Origin of the sequence: Bradyrhizobium sp. RT6a (genome assembly GCF_040547675.1) — a bacterium.
In the GTDB taxonomy this organism is placed as follows: Bacteria; Pseudomonadota; Alphaproteobacteria; order Rhizobiales; family Xanthobacteraceae; genus Bradyrhizobium.
In genome coordinates this window covers 1,620,744-1,644,503 of record NZ_JBEPQC010000001.1, presented here as the reverse complement: position 1 = coordinate 1,644,503, position 23,760 = coordinate 1,620,744, and the positions used below count along the sequence as shown (strand labels likewise).

Sequence of the window (23,760 nt, the reverse complement as noted above, 5' to 3'; positions counted from 1 at the left end):
CATGACGCTTGCGATCCTCTGCTCGGGACAAGGCGGCCAGCACCGGGACATGTTCGCTCTCACGAGCGATGCGCCGGAAGCCGCGCAGCTGTTTACAAATGCGGCGGCATTACTCGGTGGCAGGGATCCGCGCGAATTCGTCCGCGGCGAACCCGAAGAGGCCCTGCACCACAACCGTGCCGGCCAGATCCTCTGCACCTTGCAGCCGCTCGCCGCGGCGTGTGCGCTCGCAGATGTCATTCCGCGTGGCGTCATCATTGCCGGCTATAGTGTCGGCGAAGTCGCATCCTGGGGTGTCGGCGGTTTGTTCGATGCGACCGCCACGCTTGACCTCGTGGCGCGCCGCGCAGAGGCCATGGATGCGGCCACGCGCGCCGGCGACGGACTCATTTTCGTCCGTGGTCTTTCGCGACACGAGATCGGTCGCCTTTGTGAACGTCACGGCGCGGCGATCGCCATCCTCAATCCCGGCGATGCCTTTGTCATCGGCGGTGGCAGGGAGGCGCTAAGCGGGATTGCCGCAGACGCGCGGGCGATGCGCGGCGCAAGGATCGTCGCGTTGCCGATTGAGGTGGCCTCCCACACCAAACGTCTCGCCGCGGCGTCCGCCGTATTTCGTGAGACCTTGCGCCTGGTGTCGGCGGTATTCCCGCCGAGGACCGGTGCGCGCATTCTGAGCGGAATAGATGCCGCTCCGGTCGTCTCGCTCGAGAGCGGTCTCGACAAGCTTGCCGCGCAGATCTCGCAAACGGTGCAATGGACGGATTGCCTGCAAGCCTGTGTCGAGGCGGGCGCAACGGGGTTTCTCGAACTGGGGCCGGGACATGCGCTCAGCAGGATGGTTGCCGAGATCGAGCCCGGGCTTCCGGCTCGCTCGCTGGACGATTTCAGGAGCCTTCAGGGTGTCCGCGCCTGGGCTACGCGTCACCTGAGCGCTTAAGCGCCGGCAGGTTCCGAAGAGACGATGCCGTCGATCGCGCCGCGCGGTCGAAAAAAGGGGGCCGTCCTTTGGGGGAGGACGGCCCCAAAATGCTCGTATGCCCAGGGAGGAGAGAGGCTCGAGCGGTGACTTGGGGGTCTCGGTCACCTAACATGCGCAGCATCGCCGATCGCCCGGCCAAAGTATTTCACGAACCCCGGCTGTTTCTCATTTCGCATGATTCACGTGAAGTCCGCGGGCAGCACGTGGGACACGGCCAAGCGTGTCGCAGCCGGATCGCCGCCGGAGATCCAGGACGAAGCCGACGCGTTCCGGCTGGCGCATCGCCAGCGCGCGGGGGTTTCACCTGTGATCCGCTTGAAGACGGTCGAGAAATGCGCCTGCGTGCAGAAGCCGACGGTCAGCGCCACCTCGGCCAGGACCGTCTCGGAATTCGATAGCAGCGATTTCGCACGCTCGATGCGCTGATGCAGCAGGTATTCCCGCGGTCGGTATCCCGTCGCGGCACGAAACTGGGCTGCGAAGTGCATCCGCGACAGTCCCGCCACCTTGGCAAGCTCGGACAGGGTGATGCCGTGGTCGAAGTTCGTCCCGACATATTCCTCGACGCGCCGCAGGCGCCATTTCGGCAACGCATTGACTTTCGCGTGAGGGAGCTCGCGGCGGGCAATGTGCATTGCCAGCGTCCGGCCGATGCAGCGTGCGAATTCCCGGTCGGCCGAATGGCCGCGTTCGGTCAGTGCTTTCGCAAGCTGCTCGGCAAAGGGGTCGCGGAGCAGGACGAGGTCGTTGAGGCCTTCCGGCGCGGTGTGGCCAGCTCCAGGCCGTAGAGGCGAAAAATAGCTGCCGGCGGAGACGTGGAAGTGCAGGAAATCGCACGGCGCGTAGAACTGCGCACTGAGCCGCTGCGACGGTGCGCCGATATATAACGTCCCCGCCGGCATGACGCCGTCGAAGACGGTGTGACGGCCTCTGGTCAGTTTGACGCGTGTTGTTTTCAAGGCGATCGCCAGGAAGTATCGGTCGCAAGGCGTCCGGGCTTCTTCGTGCCTTATGCCAGTTTGTGCAGAGGTCCAGCGCGAGATTGTAATGTCCTCGGACGCGGTGCCGGCATGTTGGCCGGGCTGGCGCCACCTTCGTTCGAGGAGAAATGCGCGAGAGTCTTGCGGGGAGGCCGGTTCGCGGCGGCTGGGCTGATACGTCACCCGGGCGCCGGCCGCTTGCATATCAGTAAGCATCGTTCGTCCCCGTGTCCTTGGATTCTGCTGCCGTCGCAGAATGCAATTGGTTCAGGTTCGAACGATAGGTGCGACCGCGTCGGAAGGCTCGTTAAGGAAGCTGAAGCGGTATTAGATTTTGCAAATGCGAGCGGGTACGACCGCGTGTCGTAAAAAATTCAATTGGATCAAAGGGATCAAGTGCATGTGAGGAGAGAACCACCGGACGAGAGGTGCATGCGGTCCCGTCCGGCCGGGCGTCTTCGTCTGATTCAGGGCAGGCGTGGCGGGGCATCGAGGGCGGGTGTGAGGCCGGGCGCGATCGTCTCTGCCGGGGGAACGGCGGGTTCGCGCGAATACGGAACCGCTTCCACCTCGGGGCGCTGTTGGGATGTGGCCTGAAGGCAGTTCGCGCGAGGCGGACGTCCCGCGCCGAACAGATCGGCGACGGGATCCACAAAGTTCGTGCGGAATTGCTCAAGCCGGCTTTGGGTTTTGCCTGAGGGCTGCCGGATCGTCACCGTTGCCGTCATGCCGGAGACCAGCGGCACCCCCGGAGGCACCGCGTCGATGGCGACGCGAACCGGTACGCGCTGCGCAAGCCGAACCCAGGTGTAGATGGGATCGACGTTGGGCAAGCCTTGGGTGCCGGATGCGGCGTTCGACACGCTGACGCCGCGGGTCACGGTTTTTACATGTCCCTGAAGAGGCTTGGAGTAGCCGACCAGCTGTGCCTCCGCACGATCGCCCACGCACACGCCGGCCATCTTGGTCTCTTCGAAGTAGCCGTCGATCCAGAAGCTGTTGGCATCGATGATGGAGACGTTGCTGGTGCCGGTGGCAGCATAATCGCCGACGCGCAGCAGGAGGTTGGTGACGTAGCCGTCGACCGGACTCGTTACGTTGGTTCGCTTCAGGTTCAATTCCGCCTGAGCAAGCTGATGCGCCGCCGCCTCATACGCGGCCTTTGCTTGCAAGGCATTGCCGGCGAAGATCTGCTGTTCCTCCGGCGTCGTTGCGAGGTTGGACAAGCGCTGGCGCCGGTTGAACTGGGCCTGCTTCACTTCGAGATCCGCCGCGCGCTGGTCGAGGACGGCCTTGCCGACATGGGCGGCCACCTCGAAGTCGAAGGGGTCGATAACGTAGAGCACGTCGCCCCTATGGACGAATTGATTGTCGGTCACTCGCACTTCTACGATCTCGCCCGAAACTTGCGGCGCGACGTTGGCGACCTGGACGCGCACGCTGCCGTTCCGCGTCCAGGGCGCGGTGACGTAATGCTGCCAGGTCGCGAGCGATATCAAGACGGCGACGAGTGCGATGCCGAGGGTCGCAAGATGTTTGCCGGCGCCGTGGATGAAGCGGCGGGTCCCCTCGCGCAGCACCTTCGCGAAGGGAGCCGCCTGTTCCGGAGGTCTGACGCCGCCTGCGACGTGATCGCTGATGTCGCGCGCAACGGTCTCCGGCATGTTCGAACCGTCCAAGGTGTCTAAGCCATCCACCGGTACTGTGGTCGGTGGTTCGCCGTGAAGCGGGGCGGCGCTGCGGGGCAGGGTGGCTTCCATGACTTTTCTCCCTAGAAGAACAGTGCGAGCATGCCGAACATCGCCACGTAGAGGCTGAGTTCGGCCAGCGACGGGTTGCTGAAGAATCTTGCGAACCCGACGAAGCGCAGCAGCGGGCGCAGCATCAGGAACGCGAGCATCGCTGTTGACGCATAGGAGACGATGGGGGCAATGAGCACGCCGCCGATGACGAGTTCCCGATAGGTGTTCATCATGATCGTTTCTCTCGGCTGGAGCCGGTCGGAGAGGGTGACGGCGTGAACGCCGCACTTGCCGCAATCAGCGCGGTTATGGCTGCACTGGTGGACAGGTTGTTTCGCGCTCCCGCCTGGTGCAGCGCCCCGGCCGAAGCGAGGATCGCGCCGCCGTCCCGCCGGGCGAGGGCCTCTCGCGCGGCCTGCGCCGCTCCGGCGAGCGGGCCCTGTCCGATCCGGTCCAGTTCGGCACAGCAGCGCCGCAGGGCGTCGGCCTGGTCGAAAAAGCGCATGGCAGTGCTGGCGATCTGATCACTGATTGCGGAGGGGCCGCTTGCTGTCACCATCTGTTCGATCCGCGCCGCGTCGCGAAAGGCGGCTTCCTCCGGCGCGAGGTGCCGGGCTCGCTCGCTGTCGCGGCGGCTCAGCTCGCGCCGGACCTCTTCCAGCAGCAACCGAACTCGCCGGTCGCCCGACAAGGGAGGCAGCAGCACCTGCGCCGCGAACACGAGCGCGGATGCCAGGCAGACAAACAGGCTCGTCACGACAAATACCCGGGGGTCGTAGCTCTGCGGATTGGCCGGCGCGAGCACGGCGAGCGTGAACACCAGGACCAGGCGGCCAAGGGAAGACGGCAGCGGGCTCGGCAGCGTGATCAGCAGCGCGAGGCCGATGACGACAGGCGCGAGACCGATCGCCAGCAACTGAAACTCGGACACCCCCGTGAAGACGAGGTATTTCAGGGTGCCGGCGAGCACGCAGGCGATGGGCGTCGCCATCACCGCCACCATCGTAAAGTTGCGTGGCGAGGGCGACGTCGAGCCGAGGCCGATGATCACGGCGACGAGTGAGAGGCAGAGTTCTGTTGTCGGCCAGCCCGCCAGCACGAAGAAGATTGCGATCAGCGTGAACGAGATCGCGGCCCGTGCGCCGGTTTCGGCCGCAATGCGGCGCGAGCGATAGAGCGGCGCGTGCCATGCACGATAGGGGCGCGTCCCTGCACGCAGCGCGTCGAGACTCCTGCGCACCTGCGCGTTCTTGCGGCTGATTTCGGTCAGCAGCCAGGATTGGGAAATAGTTGTCAGCCCGGCCGCATCCTGGTCCGGATCGTCCGCATTTTGCGCCGGAGCGGACGTGGCGGAGAGCGCTGCCAGCATGCGGCCGAGAGAGAACGCGGTGACGAGATCGACCAGCGCCGAACGCGCGGCCGCGGCTCTTGTGGTGCCAACGCTCGATTCCGCCGCTAGGCTCGCGATGTCCGGGCGCAGCGCTGCGATATCATGCAGCATGCTCGCCGCAACGGGCGCGGATGGAGCTCGGCCGCGCTCGGCATCTTGCGCGAGATCTATGACCCGGCCAGCCAGCGCCTCGATGCGTCTTGCCAGGGCCGGGTGATAATTCGGCGCGGCCAGAACTTCATTCACGAGCGCCACCGCGAGGACCCCGACGCTGATGGCCGCGCCCCGCGCGACACCGGTCGGGAATACTTGCAGCGGGCTGTCGATCTGCTGAATGGCAATCAGCGCGACCGTGGTGCAGCAGAGAGATGCTGCATAAGCGCGATTGCCGTCGAGCATCCCGACGGCGCAAACGCAAAGGCCGACCCAAATGCCGAGCACCGCGAGCAGGAGACCGTCGGTTTGGGCAAACACGCCGGCGATTGCGATCGATGCCGTGACGCCGATGGCGGTTGCAAGCAGCCGGTAGCCGGCCTTCTCCATGCCTTGACCGCGCGTGGGCAGGGCCAGGATCGCCACGGTGAGGGCTGACGACGAGGGCGATTCGAGCTCGAGCCAGAAACTCACATACAGCGCGAGAAGCATCGCGAGCCACACCCGCAGCGCAAAGGCCCAGGAGCTCGCCGGAAAGCCGGCGAAGACCCATGGGCGCGCCTCGACGGCAGCATCGGCATTGATCTGCATCGCGCGAGATCCCCATTTCCCTCGGCAGAGCGGCCAGCCCTGCCAGTGTCGTGATTCGCGCGCGAATATGAGGTGTGCGGGCTCGTCGGTATTTCCGGTTCACCAACCTCGTTGCCGGATTGCACGCCGGGTTGAGGGAAAACGGCTCTCGTCCGCCCAGCCGCGGGCTGGACTATTGCGGCCCGCTGCCTGCCAGCGCGTCTTCGAGGCAGCGGATGATCTCGTCACCGCTGGAAGGCTTGCCGAGATAGCAATGCGCACCTGCGGCCATGACGCGCTGACGCACGGTTTCGCTCGGAAACGCCGTCATGAAGATGATTGGAAAATGGCGGCCGGCAGCAACCAGCTGGGCCTGCAGCTCATCGCCGGTGATGACCGGCATCTGGACGTCGGCGATCATGCATGCCGGATCCTCTCCGGGCGCCTGCCGCAGGAAGTCCATGCCGGATTCGTAGGCCTGAGCCTCGTAGCCGACCGAACGCACGAGGCTCGCCAGCGATGCGCGAACGCCTTCGTCGTCGTCTACGATCGCAATCACCAAGCTCTTGGCCATGGACGCCCAATCCTGACCGCGGGTTCCGCAAGGAAGAGCATCTCCCTCTGCGCGGCCGATGACGCTTTATGCACCTGGGGCAGTCCCGCCGGAATTATACTCAGGTTTGGTCCGTAGTCCTGCGGGTCTGGGAAACCCCGAGCGCCTCGGCCTTGCGAACGAGGTCGGCGAATGACCGGACACCCATCTTGCGCATGACGTTCCCGCGGTGAATCTTGACAGTGATCTCGCTGAGCCCGATCAGGGCGGCGACCTGCTTGTTCATCAGGCCGGCGGTGACGTGGCCCATCACCTCGCGCTCGCGCGCCGTCAGAGTCTCGTACTGGGCGCGGATGTCCTCCTTGGTCGCGGCTTCCGCCCGGTACTGCGCATCGCGTTCGAGCGCCGCGGTCACGGCATCGAGCATGTCCTGGTCGCGAAATGGCTTGGAGAGGAAATCGACGGCGCCAGCCTTCATGGCACGCACCGACATCGGTATGTCCCCATGGCCCGTCATGAAGATGATCGGATAGCTGATGCCCTGCCGGACGAGCTGGCTCTGCAGATCGAGCCCGCTCACGCCGGGAAGGCGGACGTCCAGCACGATGCAGCCGGGGCCGTCGGGCAGCGGGCCTCCAAGCAGTTCGGACGGCGAGCCGTACAGACGCGTATCGAGGCCGACGGATCGGAACAGGCTGTCGAGCGAGGCGCGGATCCCTGCGTCGTCATCAACGATGATGACGACCGAGTTGAGCGATTGGGTAGGCGGTTGCGCGTGGTCTGGTCGTGTCATGGTCGAGTGTGTTCTTGGCTGTATGGCAGTGTCAGGCGGAATGTCGCTCCCGCGCCCGGGGGGCTCTCGGCCGACAACTCGCCACCGTGAGCTTCCACCGTCGTTCGGCAGATCGCAAGTCCCATGCCCATTCCACCGTGCTTCGTCGTGAAGAACGGATCAAACAGGCGCGGCATGTCGTCGGGCCGGATGCCGGGACCGCTGTCCTGCACCGTGATGGCGAGTCTCTCGCCGTCGACGGGGCTGGCGCGCAGCATGACGGTACGGGATTCGTACTGGTCCGACATGGCCTGGCCGGCATTCACCAGCAGGTTGACCAGCACCTGCTGAAGCTGGATCCGGTCGCCGCGAATTGGCCTCAGGCCAGGCTTCGTCTCGACAGTCAGGACGACGTCGTCATTCGCGAGCTCCCGCGCGACCAGAAGGGCCGCTTCCTGGATGATCTCGGCGACATCGAGACTGTCCTGCTGGGCAGGCGCCTTCTTCAGGAAGGTGCGGATACGGGCCACGACCTCGCCGGCACGGCGGCCTTGTGCGACGACGTGAACGATCGTGGCCGCTACCTCCTTCAGATCGGGCACGTCGCGCCGCAGCCATCGCAAGCCGGCCTCGCCGCTGGTGACGATCGCCGCCAGCGGCTGATTGATCTCGTGGGCGATGGAGGCGCTGAGCTCGCCGAGGGTGGCGACGCGCGCGGCATGGGCGAGCTCCGCCTGCGCCGCGAGCAACGCATCCTGCGCCTGCTTGCGCTCGGTGATGTCGACGACGAAGGCGAGCACGTTGTGGTCGCCGTCAGGCCCGGAAGGGAAGGTGATCGTGAACAGCACGGGAACTTTGCGTCCGTCGAGCCTGACGAGCTCGGTTTCGCCTTCGTAGAACGGCTCGCCTTCCGCGAACGCGATCAATGCGCCGAGGAAACTGCGGTCGTTCTCGCCGAGAAGCAGGTCCACATTCTCGATAAAGGTCGAGGCGCCGTTTGCTCCCGCCATCTTTTGCAGGGCCGGATTGACGTCGGTGATTGCAGCGAGCCGGCGGGCATGCCGGACGAAATCGGGGTGTCGCGCCAGATGGTCGCGCAGGCTGGCTCCCGCGGTATCCAGCGATTGCAGTGCGGTTCGAAGTTCGCTCCAATCCTCTTCGACGACGCCGATCCGGCTTGCGTCGAACATACGGCGGTATCGCTGTTCGCTTCGCACCAGCGCGCTGTGTGCGGCCACGCGGTCGGTGACGTCGGTGTGCGTTTCAAGGACCCCGACGGGTTTGCCAAGACGGTCGTGCTGCAAGGCCCATCGGGCATCGACGGCGAGCGCCGCGCCGTCTTTCGTTCGTTGCTGCACACGGCCTTCCCATCGACCGGTTCCCACCAGGCCCGCTTCGATGACCTCGCGCCGGTCGGGATATCTGGTTTGCAGGAGCGCATCGGCGAGCTGCCCGACCGCCTCGTCGGCAGACCACCCGTAGACCTGCTCGGCCGTCTTGTTCCAGAAGGTGATCACGCCGCCGCGATCCCTGACGAAGATCATGTCGTGCGAGAGGTTGAGCAAGCGGGCTTGCGCCGCGAGACGCTTCGTCGCGGCGTGATTTTGCAGCGCCAGCAAGGTCGTGATCCCGATTGCCGCGAGGCTCACCAGCACACGAAGGGCGGGTGAGGCGATCGTTCGCAGATCGTGCGACAGCAGATAGGCTGTTATCGTCAGGACGACGCAGCAGGCCGCGGCAACGATGGTGTCGTCGCGCCGGTTGGTTTTCGCCGCGAGCAGGATTGCCACGACGTAGAGAACCGCCACGGCGCCCTCGAGCGGCGTCAGGACATCAACCAGGAAAACTGCAAAGGCGAGGACGGCGGACAAGGACCGCAAGCCGGTGCGGCTCGTGGATGAGCCCGTGGTCAGATCATGACGCGTCATCGTCGCTTGCAGTCGTTCTTCTCACATCAGCTATCAGCGGCGTTGATGCCGCGATTTGATCGCGTTCACAACATCCACCCGCGCGATTTTCGTGCTCTCGTGGAAGACCTGTCGTGCCGCTCGATGCGGTGAAAGCGCCGGTAAGCGGCATTCCCCGGAAAACGAGGGAGCTCGCGTGGTCCCGCCGGTGGATGGCGCGCGGAAAGCGCGTCAACTTACCGCAGGCGTCGCGCCGCAAGTCCTGTCCGCGGCCGCGATGCCTGGGAGGCATCGCATAGGTGCGCTCACCCGACGAACAGGTCGTGATCATACCTAGGTATGACGCGGTCAACCCGAGACCCTATAGACGCACCCGCGGGTAGAATGGATCGCGCACACCGCCGAATTACTCTGCTCTCATGGCGTTCGGGCAAGCCGGTCAGGCCAGGCCGGATCGAAAACGGGACAAGGAGATTCGACGATGTCGCTGCAGATCTCACGCTCACAGGCGATCAAGGATCATGACGTTCGCGCGATCGGTATCTCGGCAATCGATCGCGACCGGCTCGGGCTGTCGAAACTCCCCGACCGGTTCGGCGAAAGCGGAACGATGCTCTCTTTCGTCCATCTGGACATGGCCCTGGCGGTCGAGCATGCGGCGGACGCCGAACGTTCTGCCGTTCGTGGTCCTCGCTTCCGGCTCTCTTCAAAACTCCTGGCGGGGCAGCCTGTCGAGAGCGGGCAGGCGGTTGCAGCGGAAGCCGCCGATCCGGTCATGCGGCGCCTGTCGGACGCGCTCGCGGCAACCGAAGCCGCGCACGATGCCCATTCGGCGATCATGGCCGACGCCTTGCGGCTTGCGATCCTCACCCGGACGTTCAGCCGGCAAGCGTCCAGCGCACCGACCGCACTCGATCCGGCCGATGGTGTTCACGAGGAAGGGACCTGCCGGACCGTACGGTCGCTGCAGACCTGGCGCCTCAAGCGCGTTCTGGAATATGTCGACAAGAATCTGGCCGCCAAGATCACGCTTCGGGACATGGCCGCGGTCGCCGGCCTGAGCCGGATGCATTTCGCCGCACAGTTCCGCGCAGCCGTCGGTGACCGGCCTCACGAATATCTGTTGAGGCGCCGCATCGAGCGCGCCCAGGAGCTGCTCAAGCAGGCCGAAGTCACTCTGGTCGATATTGCCTTGACCGTGGGCTTCCAGACCCAGGCGCATTTCACCACGGTGTTCAAGCGCTTTGTCGGCGATACACCCTATCAATGGCGGAGCGCCTATCTCGCGCGATTCATGCCGCTGCCGCGCGCAAAGGCAGGTCCGTCATGAGCAATCTCGGCATTCAAGCCCTGCTGGTGTCGCACGCCAGTCTTCATTTAACGCTGACGCATCATGAATTGATGGAGATGATCGAAATCCTCCGAGCTCTCGGCAATTCGTACCGCCTCGCTGCGTCCGAGCCGGGAAGCGGCTTTCTCTATGGACGCCTCGCCTTCAATTTCTGTCGAGGCGCCGTGATGTGGGTCGCGCGGTAGGCGGCACTTCGGTGGCACTCCGGCGTCTCTCACGAAACAAAATGAGAACATATGGCGATGGCCCAACCCATGGCGTCCGGACTGGCCACCTTAGACTTGGAGGTCGCCGCCGACCAGGCGATTGCGGCCTGTGCGGGCGACGCCCGGGAAGCTCTCAAGGCGCTCATCGTCGCGAATGGCTTCCTGGAGGCGCAGGTCGAAGACCTGCGGGCTTCGATTTCTGCCGGCTACTCGCGTGGCCGGTTCGACGTCCCGCGCGACTGAAAGCACTGGTACGACTGACATGCCCGCGGTGACCTACTATGTGGCTCTGCCGTTCCTCCCTTCGGATGACGGTGTCGCTGCCGGTGAGGCCGTCGAATGCTTCAATAATCCCAACGCCGCCGTAATGAAAGCCGAGGCGCTTTCACGAAAGCCTGGCATTGTCGGCGCGGTGGCCTTCAGCCGCAGCGGGGATCCGGCCACGGGCCAATTCGGAGACGCAACCGTGATCCGCAAGTTTGGCGACGTGCCGGACGACCTGAGCACCCTGTGAAGGGAACGCGCGGAGATGTTCTGCGCGGAGTTCCGCAGCGCAACTACCTTCCGCTGAGCGACAGGCTCATACGAGTGACGGTGTTGTCCCAGGCGCGCTCTTCCTCTGCGGGATAGTTGATCAGGACGCAATGGATCAGCCGCCCCGAGAAGTTGCAGCGATTGTACCAAACCTTGTCGCCCCTGTAGCTGGAGACCGCAAAGAACCGTGATGTCACTCGCTTGTACTGAATGCGTGAAGGCGGATGCTTTTTGGCGAGAAAGGCCGCGGGTGAATCGTTCTCCGCGTTGGGCGCGGCCTGGATCGTGATGTCTGCACGCCCGTCGGCGGTTCGGAACCGTTGCCCGTAGCCGTCGGGTCGGCCAGCTTCTTCCGTGAAGATGGACGATGGAAAATCCATCGAGGTGCCGGTCTGGGGAATGGTGTACCTGGTCCATCGCACCGGCTGCGCCGAGGCCGTCGCTGTCGAGACGGCAAGTGCCAATGCGAGAGCACTCGTCGATTTCATCACACTTCCCTCCGACTATCACGGAGCAAAAAGCCGGAACGTCAATTACGTTCCAGACGCATGTTGCTGCGGATTGAAAGCGCGCCACCTTGCTCGTGGGGACCATTGGGATCGAGGCTGGTCAGCCTGGTCTCGCCGCCGGGCGAGAACCTGCCACCTCGAAAGCCACAGTGACAGCGCCTCCGGTGCTTTGGCCGCGTGGTGTCAGGCAGCGCGCAACGGGGACGTTGGACGACGGAGCCGGCCGACCTCCTCCGTCTGGCACCTCGGACACCTGAACTGGATTTCGCGTTGCGCGAAAGCGGACTTTTGGATGTTCGCCGCCATAGGCCAAGCGCCGCATTGGGGACATTTCTCCAGCAGGGTCTCCGATTCTATCATCGCACCGCTCCTACCCACGCCCACGGCCCGCCAACGCTCGGAGACAACCCACGTTCCGACGCGAGTGCTAGGCGAGACACGGAACGAATTAGGGCGACGGCGTTGAATCGACATGTGTGCCGTGGCGTTGCGTCAGTCTCGATCGGGAGTATCGCGTGTCCATGGCGCCATCAGAGCTGCTATTCCTGGTTACATCGAGCCGTGTGATCCCACTTTGCGCGAAAAGCCGCCGCGCGGCGAAGACTGGGTCTACGAGATCAAGGCCGACGGTTACCGCGCACAACTGCACTTGGAAGAGGGCGACATCAAAGTTTACTCGCGCACGGGCCTTGACTGGACGGAGCAGTTCTCCTCGATCGCAGCGAGCGCCCACCTGCTCAAGGCACACAGCGCGATCATCGACGGCGAAGCGGTGGTGTACGGCAGTGGCGGCCTGCCGGATTTCCAGCAGCTCAGGAGGGAGCTCGGCCGAATGCGCAGCGAGCGTGTGCGGTACCACGCCTTCGATCTCCTCTACCTCGATGGCTACGACCTGCGCCGCGTCGTGTACGAGGAACGCAAGCGCCTGCTGCAGCGGCTTCTGAAGGACGCACCGGAAACATTCATCTATGTCGAAGCGCTTGCGGCCGACGGCAACGAGGTCTTCGACAAAGGGTGCAAACTGGGGCTGGAAGGCCTGGTCGCCAAACGGCTCGGCCAGCCCTACCGCTCGGGGCGGCAGGAGAACTGGATCAAGCTCAAGTGCAAGAAGAGCGAGACCTTTCCGATTGTCGCCTTCGTGGAGAAGTTAGGGGCGCGCCCGCGCAAGGTTGCCTCCCTCTACGTCGGCCGGCCCGAGAACGACAAACTGCTCTACGCCGGCAAGGTGCGTACCGGCTACACCGAGACGACGGCGCGGGAATTGCGCGAGCGGCTGGATCCGTTGATCCGCAAGACTTCTCCGCTCGATGTCGCGGTCAAAAAGCCGAAGGCGACCTGGGTCGAGCCGACCCTGGAAATCGAAGTCCAATATGGCGCGCTGACCGATGACGGCCTGCTTCGCGAAGCCGTGTTCAAGGGCTTTCGCGATAATCTTGCGGTGCGCAAGGTCAAGGCGCCGCGTCTGGTGCCCTCCGTAGCCGGCCGACCGAAACTGGGCGTTCCCAGAGAGAACATCCTGCAGCTTCTGCCCCACGCCGTTGTGCCGTTAAAAGAAGAACTCGCCGACTACTGGCGCAAGGTATGGAAGAAAGCCCTCCTGCACCTCGGCCATCGTCCGCTCAAGCTGGTGCGTCACGTGCACGGCACCACCTTCTATCACAAGGGGCCGCTGCCGAAGGACATCCCGGACGCCGTGCACCAGCTCCGGATTCAGAAGCGGGAGGGCGGCGAAGGAACGCGCCTGTGGGTCGACAGCCTGGAAGGCTTTCTGGGCCTTGTCGAGATCGGAGCGGTCGAGCTGCACCCGTGGAATGCGACCGTCGAGGACTCGAACATGCCGACCGCATCGTGATCGATCTCGATCCCGGAGAGGGCGTCGACTGGGATGCCGTCGTGGAGACCGCGCTCGCTCTGCGGACCCTGATGAAACGCGAAGGCTTCGAGACATGGCCCAAGCTCACCGGCGGCAAAGGAATCCATCTGATGGCGCCGCTGGACCAGCCGGTGCTGCACGACAAGGCGCATCGGGTCGCGCATCAGTTGGTCTCCGCCCTCGCAGCGCGCCATCCAGACCGCTACCTCCTGTCTGCTCAGGCAAAGCGTCGCGATCGCATCTTCCTCGATTATTTGCGCAATGGCCGCGGTACCACGGCCATCGGCACCTATTCCCCACGAGCCCGAGAGGGAATTCCCATTGCAGCCCCCGTGACATGGAACGATGGGTGGAATGGCGCCACAAACGTCCCCGTGACAGGCGCAGCATTCCTGCCGAACTGTACGCTGCGGTGATGTCGCTGCCCGAGGCCGATCGCTCCGACAGGCAAAGGGTGAACGAGGTGGTCCGCAGCCATGATGAAGCTCGCCGCGAGGGCAGAACCGTATGGCTCTACCTCGACTACTACGACCGCGCGCCGCGCACGATCGAGGATCCCGGCTGGGTGAAGGTGTTTGCATCTGCCGACGTCGCCGAAAGGTGGTTCAAGGAAAACGACCCCGAAGGCGTAGCCTGGGAGTACGAAGTGGAAGGCGGTCGGGCCCGAGGATCGGTTTGGCTCCACTCGCACGATCCGGAGTCCACAGACATTGGCGACGTCGATTGGGGCAGGCTCTTTGCCCCGCGAGCGTGTGCGGAAAAGTGGGTTGAGCAGAACGATCCGACGGGCAGGATTTGGGAGCATCCGGTTGAGGAGTGACACCCATGAGTGCTTTCGTTGACACGTCGGTATGCTTCGCTGCGGTATACAAGCGGGATGCTCAAAATCAGCGCGCCAAGTCAATCCTTCGGAGCATCGACCGGCACCTCACCACGGACCTGGTGCTGATCGAGACGTGGCAACTGCTCAAGGCCAAATTCGGAAAGGACGTGGCGGAAAGCTTCTGGGAGCGGCTGCGCGACAGCGGAGTTCGGGTCGAACCCGTCATGCGCGCCGATCTGGATGCGGCCGCGGAGATACAGGTGAGCTCTCCCGAGGTGGTTTTTTCCTTCATCGACCGAATGAGTTTTTCGCTGATGGAGCGCCTGGGGATTAGCCGAGCAGCGACGTTCAACCCGGACTTCGCCGCGTACCGACCCCGCAGCGGTCGCAAGCGACCGTTCCAGATCGTGAGCGAAGGCCACAGCCAGGTGTTCATGGCGCTCAGACAAGTGATCCTCGGACGCCGGCCCGTGCACGTGAGCAATGCCGGCCAGCGCCAGACGGTCTGTCCCTACATACTAGGCCACGCCGCCGGGGAGGAGCGCGCACTGGCGCTTCTTTGTGGAGCCAAGTTCGAGCATGAAGCGTCCGATACAAGCAGATGGATCTGCCTTCGACTGTCGAAGGTCGAGGACGTCCGCTTCGCCGATGCGTCCTGGGTAGAGCAAGACTACCCGGGACCGGTACAACGATGTGTCGATCGGGTGTATCTGGACGCGAGGCTGCTGGCTCGAGGCGTGAGCCTCGGCTAGGACGTGTACTGATAAAGGTCGGCTTACCATGCAAAGCGGAAGCTCCGACCTCGGGCGTGACGGCTTGTGACCCGGGCGGACATCATCGCTCCGGAACTCCGGCAAGGTACAACCCCTTGACGAAGCGCTTGGCTCCGGCAACGAACCCCGCCTCGCCGCGCACTGGAGCGTCTTTGACGCGACGGATAGTAAACGTTGGATCAAGTGCAAGTCCTGTTTTCGCGGCCACTTGAGCGTCGTCCAGTCTTCCAAGAAGCGCGAGCGCCGCAGCGTAGCCAAAATGCAGATTTGGAAAGTTTCCGTTGGCTTCGATTCCTCGAGCAAACCAGGCGGCTGCTTCACTGTCTGCTTCGATCTGCAGCTTGGCAAAACCCGCCGTACTCATCCAATGGAAGGCGAAAATATCGCGTGGGGACAGGCGTAGTGCCTCGTTGACGTGAGACTCCGTATCTGCTCCGCGACCTTGATAATATTTGGCGATGCCCATCATTACATGCGCGTCAGCCAAATTGCGATCCAGCGCCAAAGCTCGCTGGCACTCGGCCACGCCTTGGACCATCCGATTCGCGCAGATGAGTAGCATGGCTAACGTGAAATGAGCCCAGGCATGTTCAGGGGCAAGGCGCAGCGCCTTGAGCACCATGGTCTCTGACGCTTTCAGATGTTCATGGGGGTGGTCGGTTAAGAACAGCAGTCCTAGTGCTGCCTCGACCGACGCCATCCAGCTCATTGCATCAACATTTTTAGGATCAATCGCCAACGCCGATTCAAAAGAATCGCGAGCTCCTTTCAAATATTCGGGTGTCAGTCCCTTGCTCACGGAATGGCGACCTTGGAAATAGAAATCCATGGAATCAGGATTTAGCATCCTTGTTGCGTGCCGGGCCTCGGCAGCTATGAGTTGGGCGTCCAACGTACGGGCAATCCTGGCCACAATTTCGTCCTGCATATCGAGCAGGTCAGCAATGGGCTTATCGAAGCGGTCGGCCCATAGATGATTGCCCGTCTTCGCATCGATCAACTGAACATTCACCCGCAGACGATTTTCGCAACGTTGCACCGAGCCTTCAAGCGCGTAACGAACATTCAACTCGCGACCAATCTGCCTGACATCCATCAGCTTTCCCTTATACGTGAAGGCGGTGTGTTGACCGATGACAAATGAGCCATTGATCCGCGACAAGTCTGTGGTGAGGCTCCCGGTCACACCATCAACAAAGTAGTCCTGTTCGGGATCGCGGCTGAGGTTTGCGAAGGGCAGTACAACAACGGAACGGCGAGGTGTTGAGGATGGGCTTGATCCCGCAGGCTGAGGCAGCTTGACTGGGCCGGATTCATCCAAAACCACGGCATAGGCCCGAACCGGACGCCCGATGTTCTTGAGGATAAGCTCGCCGAGGTCGGTGAACCTGTCATGGAGCTTGCCCTGGATTTGATCGTAGGCGGCCGACGAGATGCAGATACCGCCCGGTTCTGCGACACTCTCAAGCCTGGCCGCAATGTTGACGCCGTCGCCGAAGATGTCGTGGGGCTCGACAATTATGTCACCAATATTTACGCCCACCCGAAACGCGATGCGCTTGTCCTCCGGATCGCCGTTGGTAAGTTCGCGGACCCGCGCCTGAAATTGTATCGCAGCCCGAACCGCTTCCACGGCACTAGGAAACTCTGCCAAAAACCCATCGCCAGTGTTCTTCACTACACGCCCGCCATGTTCGGCGATAACGGGCCTGACGCCTTGCGCGAGCAGCGTCATTAACTTGGCGTGGGTGGCCTCTTCTTCTTGATGCATAAGTCGAGAATAACCGGACACATCGGCCGCCAGTATCGCCGATAATCTGCGCTCGATCCGATCTGGCCGATCTTGCACCATCGTCGACAAATCCGCTTGGCACGTTTGTGTGCCGGATCAGGGACGATACCACCTCAGGGGGAAATGGCTATTTAGGCTTGTCAGGTTTGAAACGACAGTCGCACTGACGCGATTTGCAGGAAATGGAATCCTAGCGCGTTTAGAACGCCTCCTTGTGACCCATCTCCGACCTCGGAGGCGATCCACTCTTGGGCAGGTGTTGACGGCAAACCGGAGATGGCTCCTGTCGCTTTAATGACTACACGCCTTGCTTAGAGGCCGGGCGGCTCTGGGCGCGTGCTCGCTCGAGAGCAGCGTCAATGCCGCACAATCGGCGCCTCGCGAAGCGCATTGACGCCGATCCGCTTCAGCCCGTCGGCCGAGGTCTCGCCCTTGCTGGCGGCTTCGAGGATCATGGCGGCCACGTGGGTGCGAGCAGAGGTCTCGTAGCGCGACACGCTCTCGCACACCTCGTCGAGGACCGCGCGCAACAGCGCGGTGGTTTCAGCATCGAACATTCGAGGTCTCCCCCGCGAAAGCGGGATACTGCCTGAACCCGCCAACACTGGGATTCACGCAAGTTACTGACGCCGAAATATTCTGCGGGAGGACGAGGAGGGGAATGAGCGTGGCCCCGCCTTTTGGGGGCTGGGGGGCTTGAGGGCGGAGCCACGCAGGCCGTGCATTCGCGCGGGCCCGCCACATCAACCGTATCCGGCCGAGCCCGTTCCACTGCTTGAGGCAAAGTCCGCGCGCAGCGAAGGACCTACGGCTCCGAAGGCCGCAGCGGGCCATCGGTCAAGTTTCGGGCAATCGGGTGGCGCAGCGGGTCGCCGTCGCAGTCGGCCCAAGCGCACTGCAGAAACGTTGCTGCGCAGCCGGCAATCTGGCCGGAGGGTCTCTGCCGGTGGTTTTAGCCTCACCAGCGAGGATTTGAGATGGTAGACGAGTGCGGCATCGCACTTCGCCCTGAACGCGGGCCTAGCAGCCTGAACCTGAAAGAGGGTGGGGGAGCGCGCTGTGCCTTGCACAGGTAGCGAGCTGCCACGTAGGCCACCCTTCCGGCACGTTGTCCTCGGCCAGCGCGGCAGTGATCCATTTGCCGTTCTATGCCGTTGGCTTCGGCGGCAAGATGCCGAATACGCGGCGAACCTGGCCTCAGCGGCCGAGACGTTTCTCGACCCGCTTGCGGCTGTTGCCGACCTTCTTCACAGCCTTCTTCACCGCCGAGGCTGAGCGGCCAGTCTTCTTTGCTTCGTATCGCACTTCGTAGTCCTGGCCTTTAGCCACGCGGGCGCGATCCTGTTTGCGTCCTCGTGCGGTCTTCTTCTTGGCTGCCATCTGCTCCTCCGTCCGCCAAACTGACGGCAGTGCAACGCTTCAAGGAATCGCGGGGTTCCCGCAAAGAAGCTGTTGCGGGCCCGAGCCGAACGACTGCGAGCGACGCAGCATCTCGGCTCCACCTTGCTGGCCTTTTTCCATTCGTTTCCTCAACAGCATGCACGAAGGCTTCGTCGCGCCGCATGAGCACAGCGGCCCTTTGGCGCACGTCGTCCGAGTTGTGCACCTCCGGACGCTCCGCTCCAATTGGCTTCAGGTACGCGCCCGGAGCCGCCCCCGTTTCTTGCAGATGCTTTTCTAAATCCTCCATTCCAAACCCACGGACCGGGAAAACCTGGAACTTCTCAGCCCAGCGTAGGTTGGTTGCCGATCGTCGAACTCAGGAGCCGAAAATGAGTCGCGGAATGCCATCGATGACCGCCCTCTTGGGTATGCTCGCAATCGCCGGTTACCAGAATCGTGACAAGCTGGCGGACATGTTTCGCAATGCGACCTCCGGTCAGCCGTCGGGTGCCAAGGATTCCTTGGGCGGCATGCTCGGCAATCTTGGCGGCCTTGTGGGAGGCGGCGGCGTCGGTTCGCTGCTGAACGGCGGGATCGGCGAGTTGCTCGAGCACTTCAAGCAGAACGGACAGGGCGATGCGGCTCAATCCTGGATCAATCAGGGGCCAAACCGGGAAGTCACCCCGCCCGAACTCCAGCAGGCTATCGGTCCGGACGTCCTTCAAAAGCTGGAGCAGCAGACCGGCCTGTCGCAGCAGGAGATTCTCGAGCGCTTGTCCCGAGAGCTTCCGACGGCCGTGGACAAATACACGCCTGATGGACGTCTGCCGGCTTCATCGGCGGGATAATCACGGCGACGAGAGAGAGACATGGGCATCATCTGGACGATCATCATCGGCTTCATCGCAGGCATCATCGCGAAGTTCATCATGCCTGGCGACAACGAGCCGTCGGGCTTCATCCTGACCACAATCCTGGGAATAGTAGGGGCGTTCGTTGCGACCTATCTTGGTCAGGCTCTCGGCTGGTATCGGGCTGGAGAAGGCGCGGGGCTAGTGGGGGCAGTGGTAGGCGCCATCATCGTGCTTTTCGTCTACGGTTTTGTGGCCGGTCGCAGCCGTCGGGCCATCTAACCACAGCGAGCGGAATTTTGCGGGTTAGCGGAGAATTCGCCCGGCGCGAAAGGCGATCGGCAAGATGAAATGGATGCTCGTGGTCCTGGTAGGAGGAATGACCCCGGTCAACACCGACCTGGTCTTCGACAAGTTCGCCGATTGCCTCGCCGCCGAGGAACAGATGCGAAAGCACTATACGGACGCTTTCGAGGCCTGGGACAGATGGGCCGCGGCCAATATCGAGCGACGACGCGAATACTCGAAGGTCCGCGATCTCCAGGCCAAGCGCCTGCTCAGCAACATCGGTACCTGCGTTCCTCATGCGGGCGGCGACGCCGTAGCACCTCAGCAGCAGAGTAATCCCGCACCTTCTCAGCCTCCCCAAGGTCTCCCCACTCCGCAGCCAAGTCCGAAAACGTGAGGTCCGAACGTTTCGAACAGGCCGGCCGTAAACGAACGTGGCAGCGGCGCTTTTCATCGCCCCTGCCTTCATTGTTCTCGCCACGCGCTGAGCTGTGGTCTGCTGACGATTATACGTGCACGCCAAATCTCGTCCAAACGGTCCTGCGGGCTGACAATGTCGACCGAACTATAGGCGAGAATGGGCGTTTACCGAGACCATGTCTGATGCCTTCGATTACTTCCGCGCCTACGCCGTCCGGGCTCTTTGCAAAGCCCGATCGATGCCGCGCGGCAGGATGAAGCATCTGCAGCTGGTTGCGGGGCGAATTTACAATCTCCTCAAGAAGGAGGCCGCTTATAGTCCGAACACGCAGCACATTGAGGACTTCCGGGCAGCGCAGAAACTTGAGGCATCTCTCGATCGCCGGCGCGATGACCGCCCACCCGCTAAAGGAGCCTTTGCTCCGGTGAGGCCGGGCGCGGAACGGGAGGCTCGTTGAGTGGCTTCCGTGGACGTTCGCACGATCGTCAGTCTCCTGCGAGAATACGCACAGCGGACGGCGTTGCGTGGCGGGAACCCCTACAGGGCCAAAGCCTACACGCGGGCCGCAGACAGCCTGGCGGCCCTTGCCGTCCCTCTGGACGTGCTCATCGCCGAAGACCGGCTCACGGAAATCCCCGGCGTCGGCGAGGCGATCGCCAAGATTATCGCCAAGCTTCACAAGACGGGCTCTCATCCGAGCCTTGAGAAGCTCCGGAAGGAGATACCCGAGGGCGTGCTCGAGATGCTCGCCGTTCCCGGCCTCCGCCCCGAGAAGGTGCTGCGGCTCTACAAGGATCTCGGCATCACTTCGCTCGCGGATTTGGAGGCCGCCGCCAAGGACGACCGCATCAAGAAGGCCAGAGGTCTCGGCGCGGCGCTGCAGACCAAGATTCTGCAGAACCTCGTCATCGCGAAAAGTGGAGAAGGTCGCCTCCATCTGCACCGTGCCGCCGCCCTGCTTGCGCACGCCAAAGACTCGCTCCGCAAGGCCCGGCCGGAGCTCAAGCGCGTGACGATCGCAGGCGACTTCCGCCGCGGCTGCGAACTCGTCGGCGACCTCAGGATCGTCGCGGAGGCTGCCAAGATCGAGAAGGCGGCGAATGCTTCGGCGGCGGACGGACTGCAAATCCGCTTGTCCAACCGCAACCACTTCGGGGCCGCCCTTCTTTTCGGCACCGGCTCAGCCGCTCACATCGAGAGGCTCCAGGCTTTGGCCGCGGAGAAAGGAATGCGGCTGGAGAGCGACGGGCTGCACAAGGGTCGCACCCTGATCGCCGGCGACGAGGCCCAGATCTATAGTGCCCTCGGCCTGCCGTTCATCGATCCTGAACTCCGTGAGGGCCGCGGCGAGGTCGAGCTGGCCCTGAAGGGCAAGCTGCCGAAGCTCGTCACCGACAAGGACTTGCGCGGAATCCTTCATTGCCACACCGATGCGTCCGACGGCACGGAGACCTTGGAAACGATGGCCAAGGCCACGCGCCAGCGCGGTTTCGAGTATTTCGGGGTCGCCGACCACTCCAAGTCCGCGCACTACGCAGGCGGTCTCTCGGAGGAAGAGATCGCGCAGCAGCACCGGGACGCCGACCGGTTGAACAAGCGCTTCGGCAAGGATTTCCGGATCCTGAAAGGCATCGAGTCCGACATTCTGGCCGACGGCTCGCTGGACTATGCGGACGAAGTGCTGCAGCGCTTCGACTTCGTGGTCGCGAGCATCCACGGCCGATTCAAACTCGACCGCAAGGCGCAGACGCAGCGCCTGCTTCGTGCGATCTCCGATCCCCACACCACCATCATAGGCCATATGACCGGGCGGCAGCTGCAGCGGCGGCCGGGCTATGAAATCGACATCGAGAAGGTGCTGCGGGCATGCGCCAGGCATGACGTCGTCGTCGAGATCAACGCCCATCCATGGCGCCTCGACCTGGATTGGCGCTGGCACCACGCCGCCCTTGAGTTCGGCTGCTTGATGAGCATCAATCCGGACGCGCACTCGGTCCCCGAGCTCGACCACATGCACTGGGGCGTCGAGATGGCTCGGAAGGGCGGTGTCCCCGCCGACCGGGTCCTGAACGCGATGGCCCTTCCGGAGATCACGCGCTACCTCCGCCAGAAGCGGCGCTCGTTCGCCCGGGCGGCCTGATGCAGCAAGGGCACGGCTTCTCGGTGGAGGCCACCGTGGTCGCAGTTGCCGCCGATCGCGGTCACCAGGTCGCAGCGGGGGACCTGGGCGAGAATGTCACCACTGCCGGTCTGGACCTTGAGCGGATGCCTCTCCGGACGCTCATCGAGCTTGGACCAACGGCGATCGTGGAGCTGACCGGCCTCCGGACGCCTTGCGTTCTGATCGACCGCTTCCAGCCCGGCCTTAAGCAACAGGTGCTCTCGTCGGCGGAAACGGGCCCTCCGTTCAAATCTGGGGTGCTGGGCCTGGTAAGGGCCGGCGGGATGGTCGCGGCTGGTGATACCGCGCGGGCTCGCCCTCCGTCCTCTTTTCGTGCGTTGCCACCTCTGTAGGACACTTCAGGAGGCGTTCGCCCTCGCTCGTTCGCGCGCCTCGCGCCGCCTTTCGCGGCGCTCACGGCGCCGCTTGGCTCGATCGACGGGCTGTGGCAGCGGAGGAACCTGCGTCGCAGCGGCTATCGGAGCCGTAGCTTCCTCGACCAAAGGCGCCGGGATCGGTCCGGGCGCACCGGGGCGGGCCTCCATGAACTCCAGCACCGCCCTTCCCCTGGCCGTGATCTGCCATCCGCCGCTGAGGCGTTCGACCAGCCCGTGGGAAAAGATATCGAGATCGGGCACCCGCGCGGCGAGACGCTTGGTCCGGTCCGCCCATTCGCGGCCGCTGGTCGCCAGGATGGCCATGTCGCGTTTGAGGTCCTCCATGACGGCGAAGCCATCCGGATAGCTCACCAGGATCTTGAGGACCGTCACCTGGAAATTCACGCCCCCTCCGGATCAATCAGCGCCACATCGTGGGTGCACGGGACAGCGCGTCGTGGCCGACCCGCCTGAGCCCATCGGGCGAAACCTCGCCTCTGGTGGCGGCCTCCAGGATTTTCGAAGCGACGTGAGTCCGTGCTCCAATCTCGCGGTGCGAAACGCTTTCGCAGACTTCATCGAGGACCGCGCGCAAAAGCGCGGTAGCTTCCGTGTCGAACATGAGGTTCCCCCCAAAGGGAAAGCCCCATCCTAGCCGCGTTTGCCGGCTTGGGGATTCAGGCATGTTAAGCTTTGCGGAAAATGGCTCGGAATTCTAGCGAAGGCTGGGATGGGCCGAATGTCAGGCCAGTCAACTTCGGCTTCGATATTGATTGAGGACATCGAGCCAGCTGCATGTCGAGGACCGCCAGTGATCCCAAACAAGACACTGATGCGTCGCTTCGAGGCCACTTCGGCTCGCGCGCGCGACAAGACGGTTCAGTGTTCCGAACGCAGCCCCGCTTCGATGCGCTGGATCAGTGGCTCCCGCAGCGCAGGCACCACGTTGCCAAGGACGACGAAGGTGCGGACGATGGGCAAATACGGCTCCATTGCCGCCGTCAGCTCCGCGAGAGACATGCCGGCCAATCGCGCATATTCGGATTGCGCCGCCGCATTGGTCGCGCGCGGCCGCTCCGGATTGTTGGCTATTTCCGGGCCGAGCTCGGACAGGATGACATGCAAGTACCCAAGATCGAAGGCGGCGGGCCCGCGCATCGCGAAGGTCCAGTCGACGAGCTTGGGGCCTTCCGCCGTCATGATCACGTTGCCGGGGCTAAGGTCGCAATGGCAAAGCCCGTCGCCGGTCGACAGGCGATCGATCAGGGCGAGGATGTTGGTGGCGACGTGCTTCGGGACCTTGCCGTCCTCGTGCCGCAACTCGCTCTCCATATACGCGCGCATGGCTTCAGCGGCGAATTGGCGTAGC

Annotated in this window: 26 protein-coding genes and 1 pseudogene; 13 read left to right on the top strand and 14 right to left on the bottom strand. The window is 63.4% G+C overall.

Features of this window, described 5'->3' with window-relative positions:
* Position 1: 1 nt before the first annotated feature.
* A complete protein-coding gene (locus ABIC03_RS07805; protein WP_354056878.1) occupies positions 2-940 on the top strand; it encodes an ACP S-malonyltransferase in 939 nt (312 codons plus the stop codon).
* 221 nt (positions 941-1,161) lie between these two features.
* Here ABIC03_RS07805 and ABIC03_RS07800 read toward each other — a convergent pair whose 3' ends face one another.
* The 7 genes from ABIC03_RS07800 to ABIC03_RS07770 form a co-directional block, all read right to left on the bottom strand.
* On the bottom strand, positions 1,162-1,941 hold the full coding sequence (locus tag ABIC03_RS07800) for a helix-turn-helix domain-containing protein (protein WP_354056876.1): 780 nt from the start codon (positions 1,939-1,941) through the stop codon (positions 1,162-1,164).
* 488 nt (positions 1,942-2,429) lie between these two features.
* Entirely contained in the window at positions 2,430-3,722 is a 1,293-nt protein-coding gene (locus tag ABIC03_RS07795) for an HlyD family secretion protein (protein WP_354056874.1), read from the bottom strand.
* Between the two features lie 11 nt (positions 3,723-3,733).
* A complete protein-coding gene (locus tag ABIC03_RS07790; RefSeq protein ID WP_354056872.1) occupies positions 3,734-3,937 on the bottom strand; it encodes a DUF1656 domain-containing protein in 204 nt (67 codons plus the stop codon).
* Positions 3,934-5,838: an FUSC family protein gene (locus tag ABIC03_RS07785; protein ID WP_354056870.1), complete on the bottom strand. Its 1,905-nt coding sequence runs from the start codon at positions 5,836-5,838 to the stop codon at positions 3,934-3,936. Before ABIC03_RS07785 ends, ABIC03_RS07790 begins: the two co-directional genes overlap by 4 nt.
* A gap of 172 nt (positions 5,839-6,010) precedes the next feature.
* A complete protein-coding gene (locus tag ABIC03_RS07780; protein WP_354056868.1) occupies positions 6,011-6,391 on the bottom strand; it encodes a response regulator transcription factor in 381 nt (126 codons plus the stop codon).
* Positions 6,392-6,491: 100 nt separating this feature from the next.
* Entirely contained in the window at positions 6,492-7,163 is a 672-nt protein-coding gene (locus tag ABIC03_RS07775; RefSeq protein ID WP_354056866.1) for a response regulator transcription factor, read from the bottom strand.
* Positions 7,160-9,070: a PAS domain-containing sensor histidine kinase gene (locus ABIC03_RS07770; protein ID WP_354056864.1), complete on the bottom strand. Its 1,911-nt coding sequence runs from the start codon at positions 9,068-9,070 to the stop codon at positions 7,160-7,162. Before ABIC03_RS07770 ends, ABIC03_RS07775 begins: the two co-directional genes overlap by 4 nt.
* A 460-nt stretch (positions 9,071-9,530) precedes the next feature.
* Here ABIC03_RS07770 and ABIC03_RS07765 point away from each other — a divergent pair, with 460 nt between their 5' ends.
* From ABIC03_RS07765 to ABIC03_RS07750, 4 genes are read left to right on the top strand one after another with little or no spacing between them, the layout of a single operon-like run.
* On the top strand, positions 9,531-10,379 hold the full coding sequence (locus tag ABIC03_RS07765) for an AraC family transcriptional regulator (protein ID WP_354056862.1): 849 nt from the start codon (positions 9,531-9,533) through the stop codon (positions 10,377-10,379).
* Positions 10,376-10,585: a hypothetical protein gene (locus ABIC03_RS07760; protein ID WP_354056860.1), complete on the top strand. Its 210-nt coding sequence runs from the start codon at positions 10,376-10,378 to the stop codon at positions 10,583-10,585. Before ABIC03_RS07765 ends, ABIC03_RS07760 begins: the two co-directional genes overlap by 4 nt.
* Positions 10,586-10,636: 51 nt before the next feature.
* Positions 10,637-10,849, top strand: a complete 213-nt coding sequence (locus ABIC03_RS07755; RefSeq protein ID WP_354056858.1) for a hypothetical protein — start codon at positions 10,637-10,639, stop codon at positions 10,847-10,849.
* Positions 10,850-10,868: 19 nt separating this feature from the next.
* A complete protein-coding gene (locus ABIC03_RS07750) occupies positions 10,869-11,120 on the top strand; it encodes a hypothetical protein (RefSeq protein WP_354056856.1) in 252 nt (83 codons plus the stop codon).
* Between the two features lie 43 nt (positions 11,121-11,163).
* On the opposite strand, the gene ABIC03_RS07745 is transcribed toward ABIC03_RS07750, so the two are convergent.
* On the bottom strand, positions 11,164-11,628 hold the full coding sequence (locus ABIC03_RS07745; protein ID WP_354056854.1) for a hypothetical protein: 465 nt from the start codon (positions 11,626-11,628) through the stop codon (positions 11,164-11,166).
* A gap of 493 nt (positions 11,629-12,121) precedes the next feature.
* On the opposite strand from ABIC03_RS07745, the pseudogene ligD reads away from it, so the two are divergent.
* From ligD to ABIC03_RS07730, 3 genes and pseudogenes are all read left to right on the top strand, one after another.
* Positions 12,122-13,869 (top strand): annotated as a pseudogene (gene ligD / locus ABIC03_RS07740) (DNA ligase D); the annotation flags it as partial.
* Positions 13,870-13,937: 68 nt separating this feature from the next.
* The gene (locus ABIC03_RS07735) at positions 13,938-14,342 is read left to right on the top strand and encodes a hypothetical protein (RefSeq protein WP_354056852.1); all 405 of its coding nucleotides are present in this window, start codon (positions 13,938-13,940) and stop codon (positions 14,340-14,342) included.
* Positions 14,343-14,347: 5 nt separating this feature from the next.
* A complete protein-coding gene (locus ABIC03_RS07730; protein WP_354056850.1) occupies positions 14,348-15,097 on the top strand; it encodes a type II toxin-antitoxin system VapC family toxin in 750 nt (249 codons plus the stop codon).
* An 82-nt stretch (positions 15,098-15,179) separates the two neighbouring features.
* Here the strand turns inward: ABIC03_RS07730 and ABIC03_RS07725 are convergent, their stop codons facing one another.
* From ABIC03_RS07725 to ABIC03_RS07715, 3 genes are all read right to left on the bottom strand, one after another.
* Positions 15,180-16,970, bottom strand: coding sequence for an adenylate/guanylate cyclase domain-containing protein (locus ABIC03_RS07725; RefSeq protein WP_354056848.1), 1,791 nt, complete (start codon positions 16,968-16,970; stop codon positions 15,180-15,182).
* A 296-nt stretch (positions 16,971-17,266) separates the two neighbouring features.
* On the bottom strand, positions 17,267-17,467 hold the full coding sequence (locus ABIC03_RS07720) for a hypothetical protein (protein ID WP_354056846.1): 201 nt from the start codon (positions 17,465-17,467) through the stop codon (positions 17,267-17,269).
* Between the two features lie 640 nt (positions 17,468-18,107).
* Complete coding sequence (locus tag ABIC03_RS07715; RefSeq protein ID WP_085352473.1) at positions 18,108-18,290, bottom strand: DUF3606 domain-containing protein; 183 nt, start codon at positions 18,288-18,290, stop codon at positions 18,108-18,110.
* 392 nt (positions 18,291-18,682) lie between these two features.
* On the opposite strand from ABIC03_RS07715, the gene ABIC03_RS07710 reads away from it, so the two are divergent.
* The 5 genes from ABIC03_RS07710 to ABIC03_RS07690 all read left to right on the top strand — a co-directional run bounded on the left by ABIC03_RS07710 (position 18,683) and on the right by ABIC03_RS07690 (position 22,367).
* The gene (locus ABIC03_RS07710) at positions 18,683-19,141 is read left to right on the top strand and encodes a YidB family protein (protein WP_354056844.1); all 459 of its coding nucleotides are present in this window, start codon (positions 18,683-18,685) and stop codon (positions 19,139-19,141) included.
* 21 nt (positions 19,142-19,162) lie between these two features.
* Entirely contained in the window at positions 19,163-19,426 is a 264-nt protein-coding gene (locus ABIC03_RS07705; protein ID WP_354056842.1) for a GlsB/YeaQ/YmgE family stress response membrane protein, read from the top strand.
* Positions 19,427-19,490: 64 nt separating this feature from the next.
* On the top strand, positions 19,491-19,829 hold the full coding sequence (locus tag ABIC03_RS07700) for a hypothetical protein (protein WP_354056840.1): 339 nt from the start codon (positions 19,491-19,493) through the stop codon (positions 19,827-19,829).
* Between the two features lie 481 nt (positions 19,830-20,310).
* Entirely contained in the window at positions 20,311-21,993 is a 1,683-nt protein-coding gene (locus tag ABIC03_RS07695; RefSeq protein ID WP_354056838.1) for a PHP domain-containing protein, read from the top strand.
* Positions 21,993-22,367: an MOSC domain-containing protein gene (locus ABIC03_RS07690; RefSeq protein ID WP_354056836.1), complete on the top strand. Its 375-nt coding sequence runs from the start codon at positions 21,993-21,995 to the stop codon at positions 22,365-22,367. Before ABIC03_RS07695 ends, ABIC03_RS07690 begins: the two co-directional genes overlap by 1 nt.
* A gap of 6 nt (positions 22,368-22,373) precedes the next feature.
* Here ABIC03_RS07690 and ABIC03_RS07685 read toward each other — a convergent pair whose 3' ends face one another.
* From ABIC03_RS07685 to ABIC03_RS07675, 3 genes are all read right to left on the bottom strand, one after another.
* Positions 22,374-22,796 (bottom strand): hypothetical protein, encoded by a 423-nt coding sequence (locus ABIC03_RS07685; protein WP_354056834.1) that lies wholly within the window; start codon positions 22,794-22,796, stop codon positions 22,374-22,376.
* Between the two features lie 16 nt (positions 22,797-22,812).
* Positions 22,813-23,013, bottom strand: coding sequence for a hypothetical protein (locus ABIC03_RS07680; RefSeq protein WP_354056832.1), 201 nt, complete (start codon positions 23,011-23,013; stop codon positions 22,813-22,815).
* Positions 23,014-23,270: 257 nt separating this feature from the next.
* Complete coding sequence (locus tag ABIC03_RS07675) at positions 23,271-23,735, bottom strand: phosphotransferase (RefSeq protein WP_354056830.1); 465 nt, start codon at positions 23,733-23,735, stop codon at positions 23,271-23,273.
* Positions 23,736-23,760: the final 25 nt, after the last annotated feature.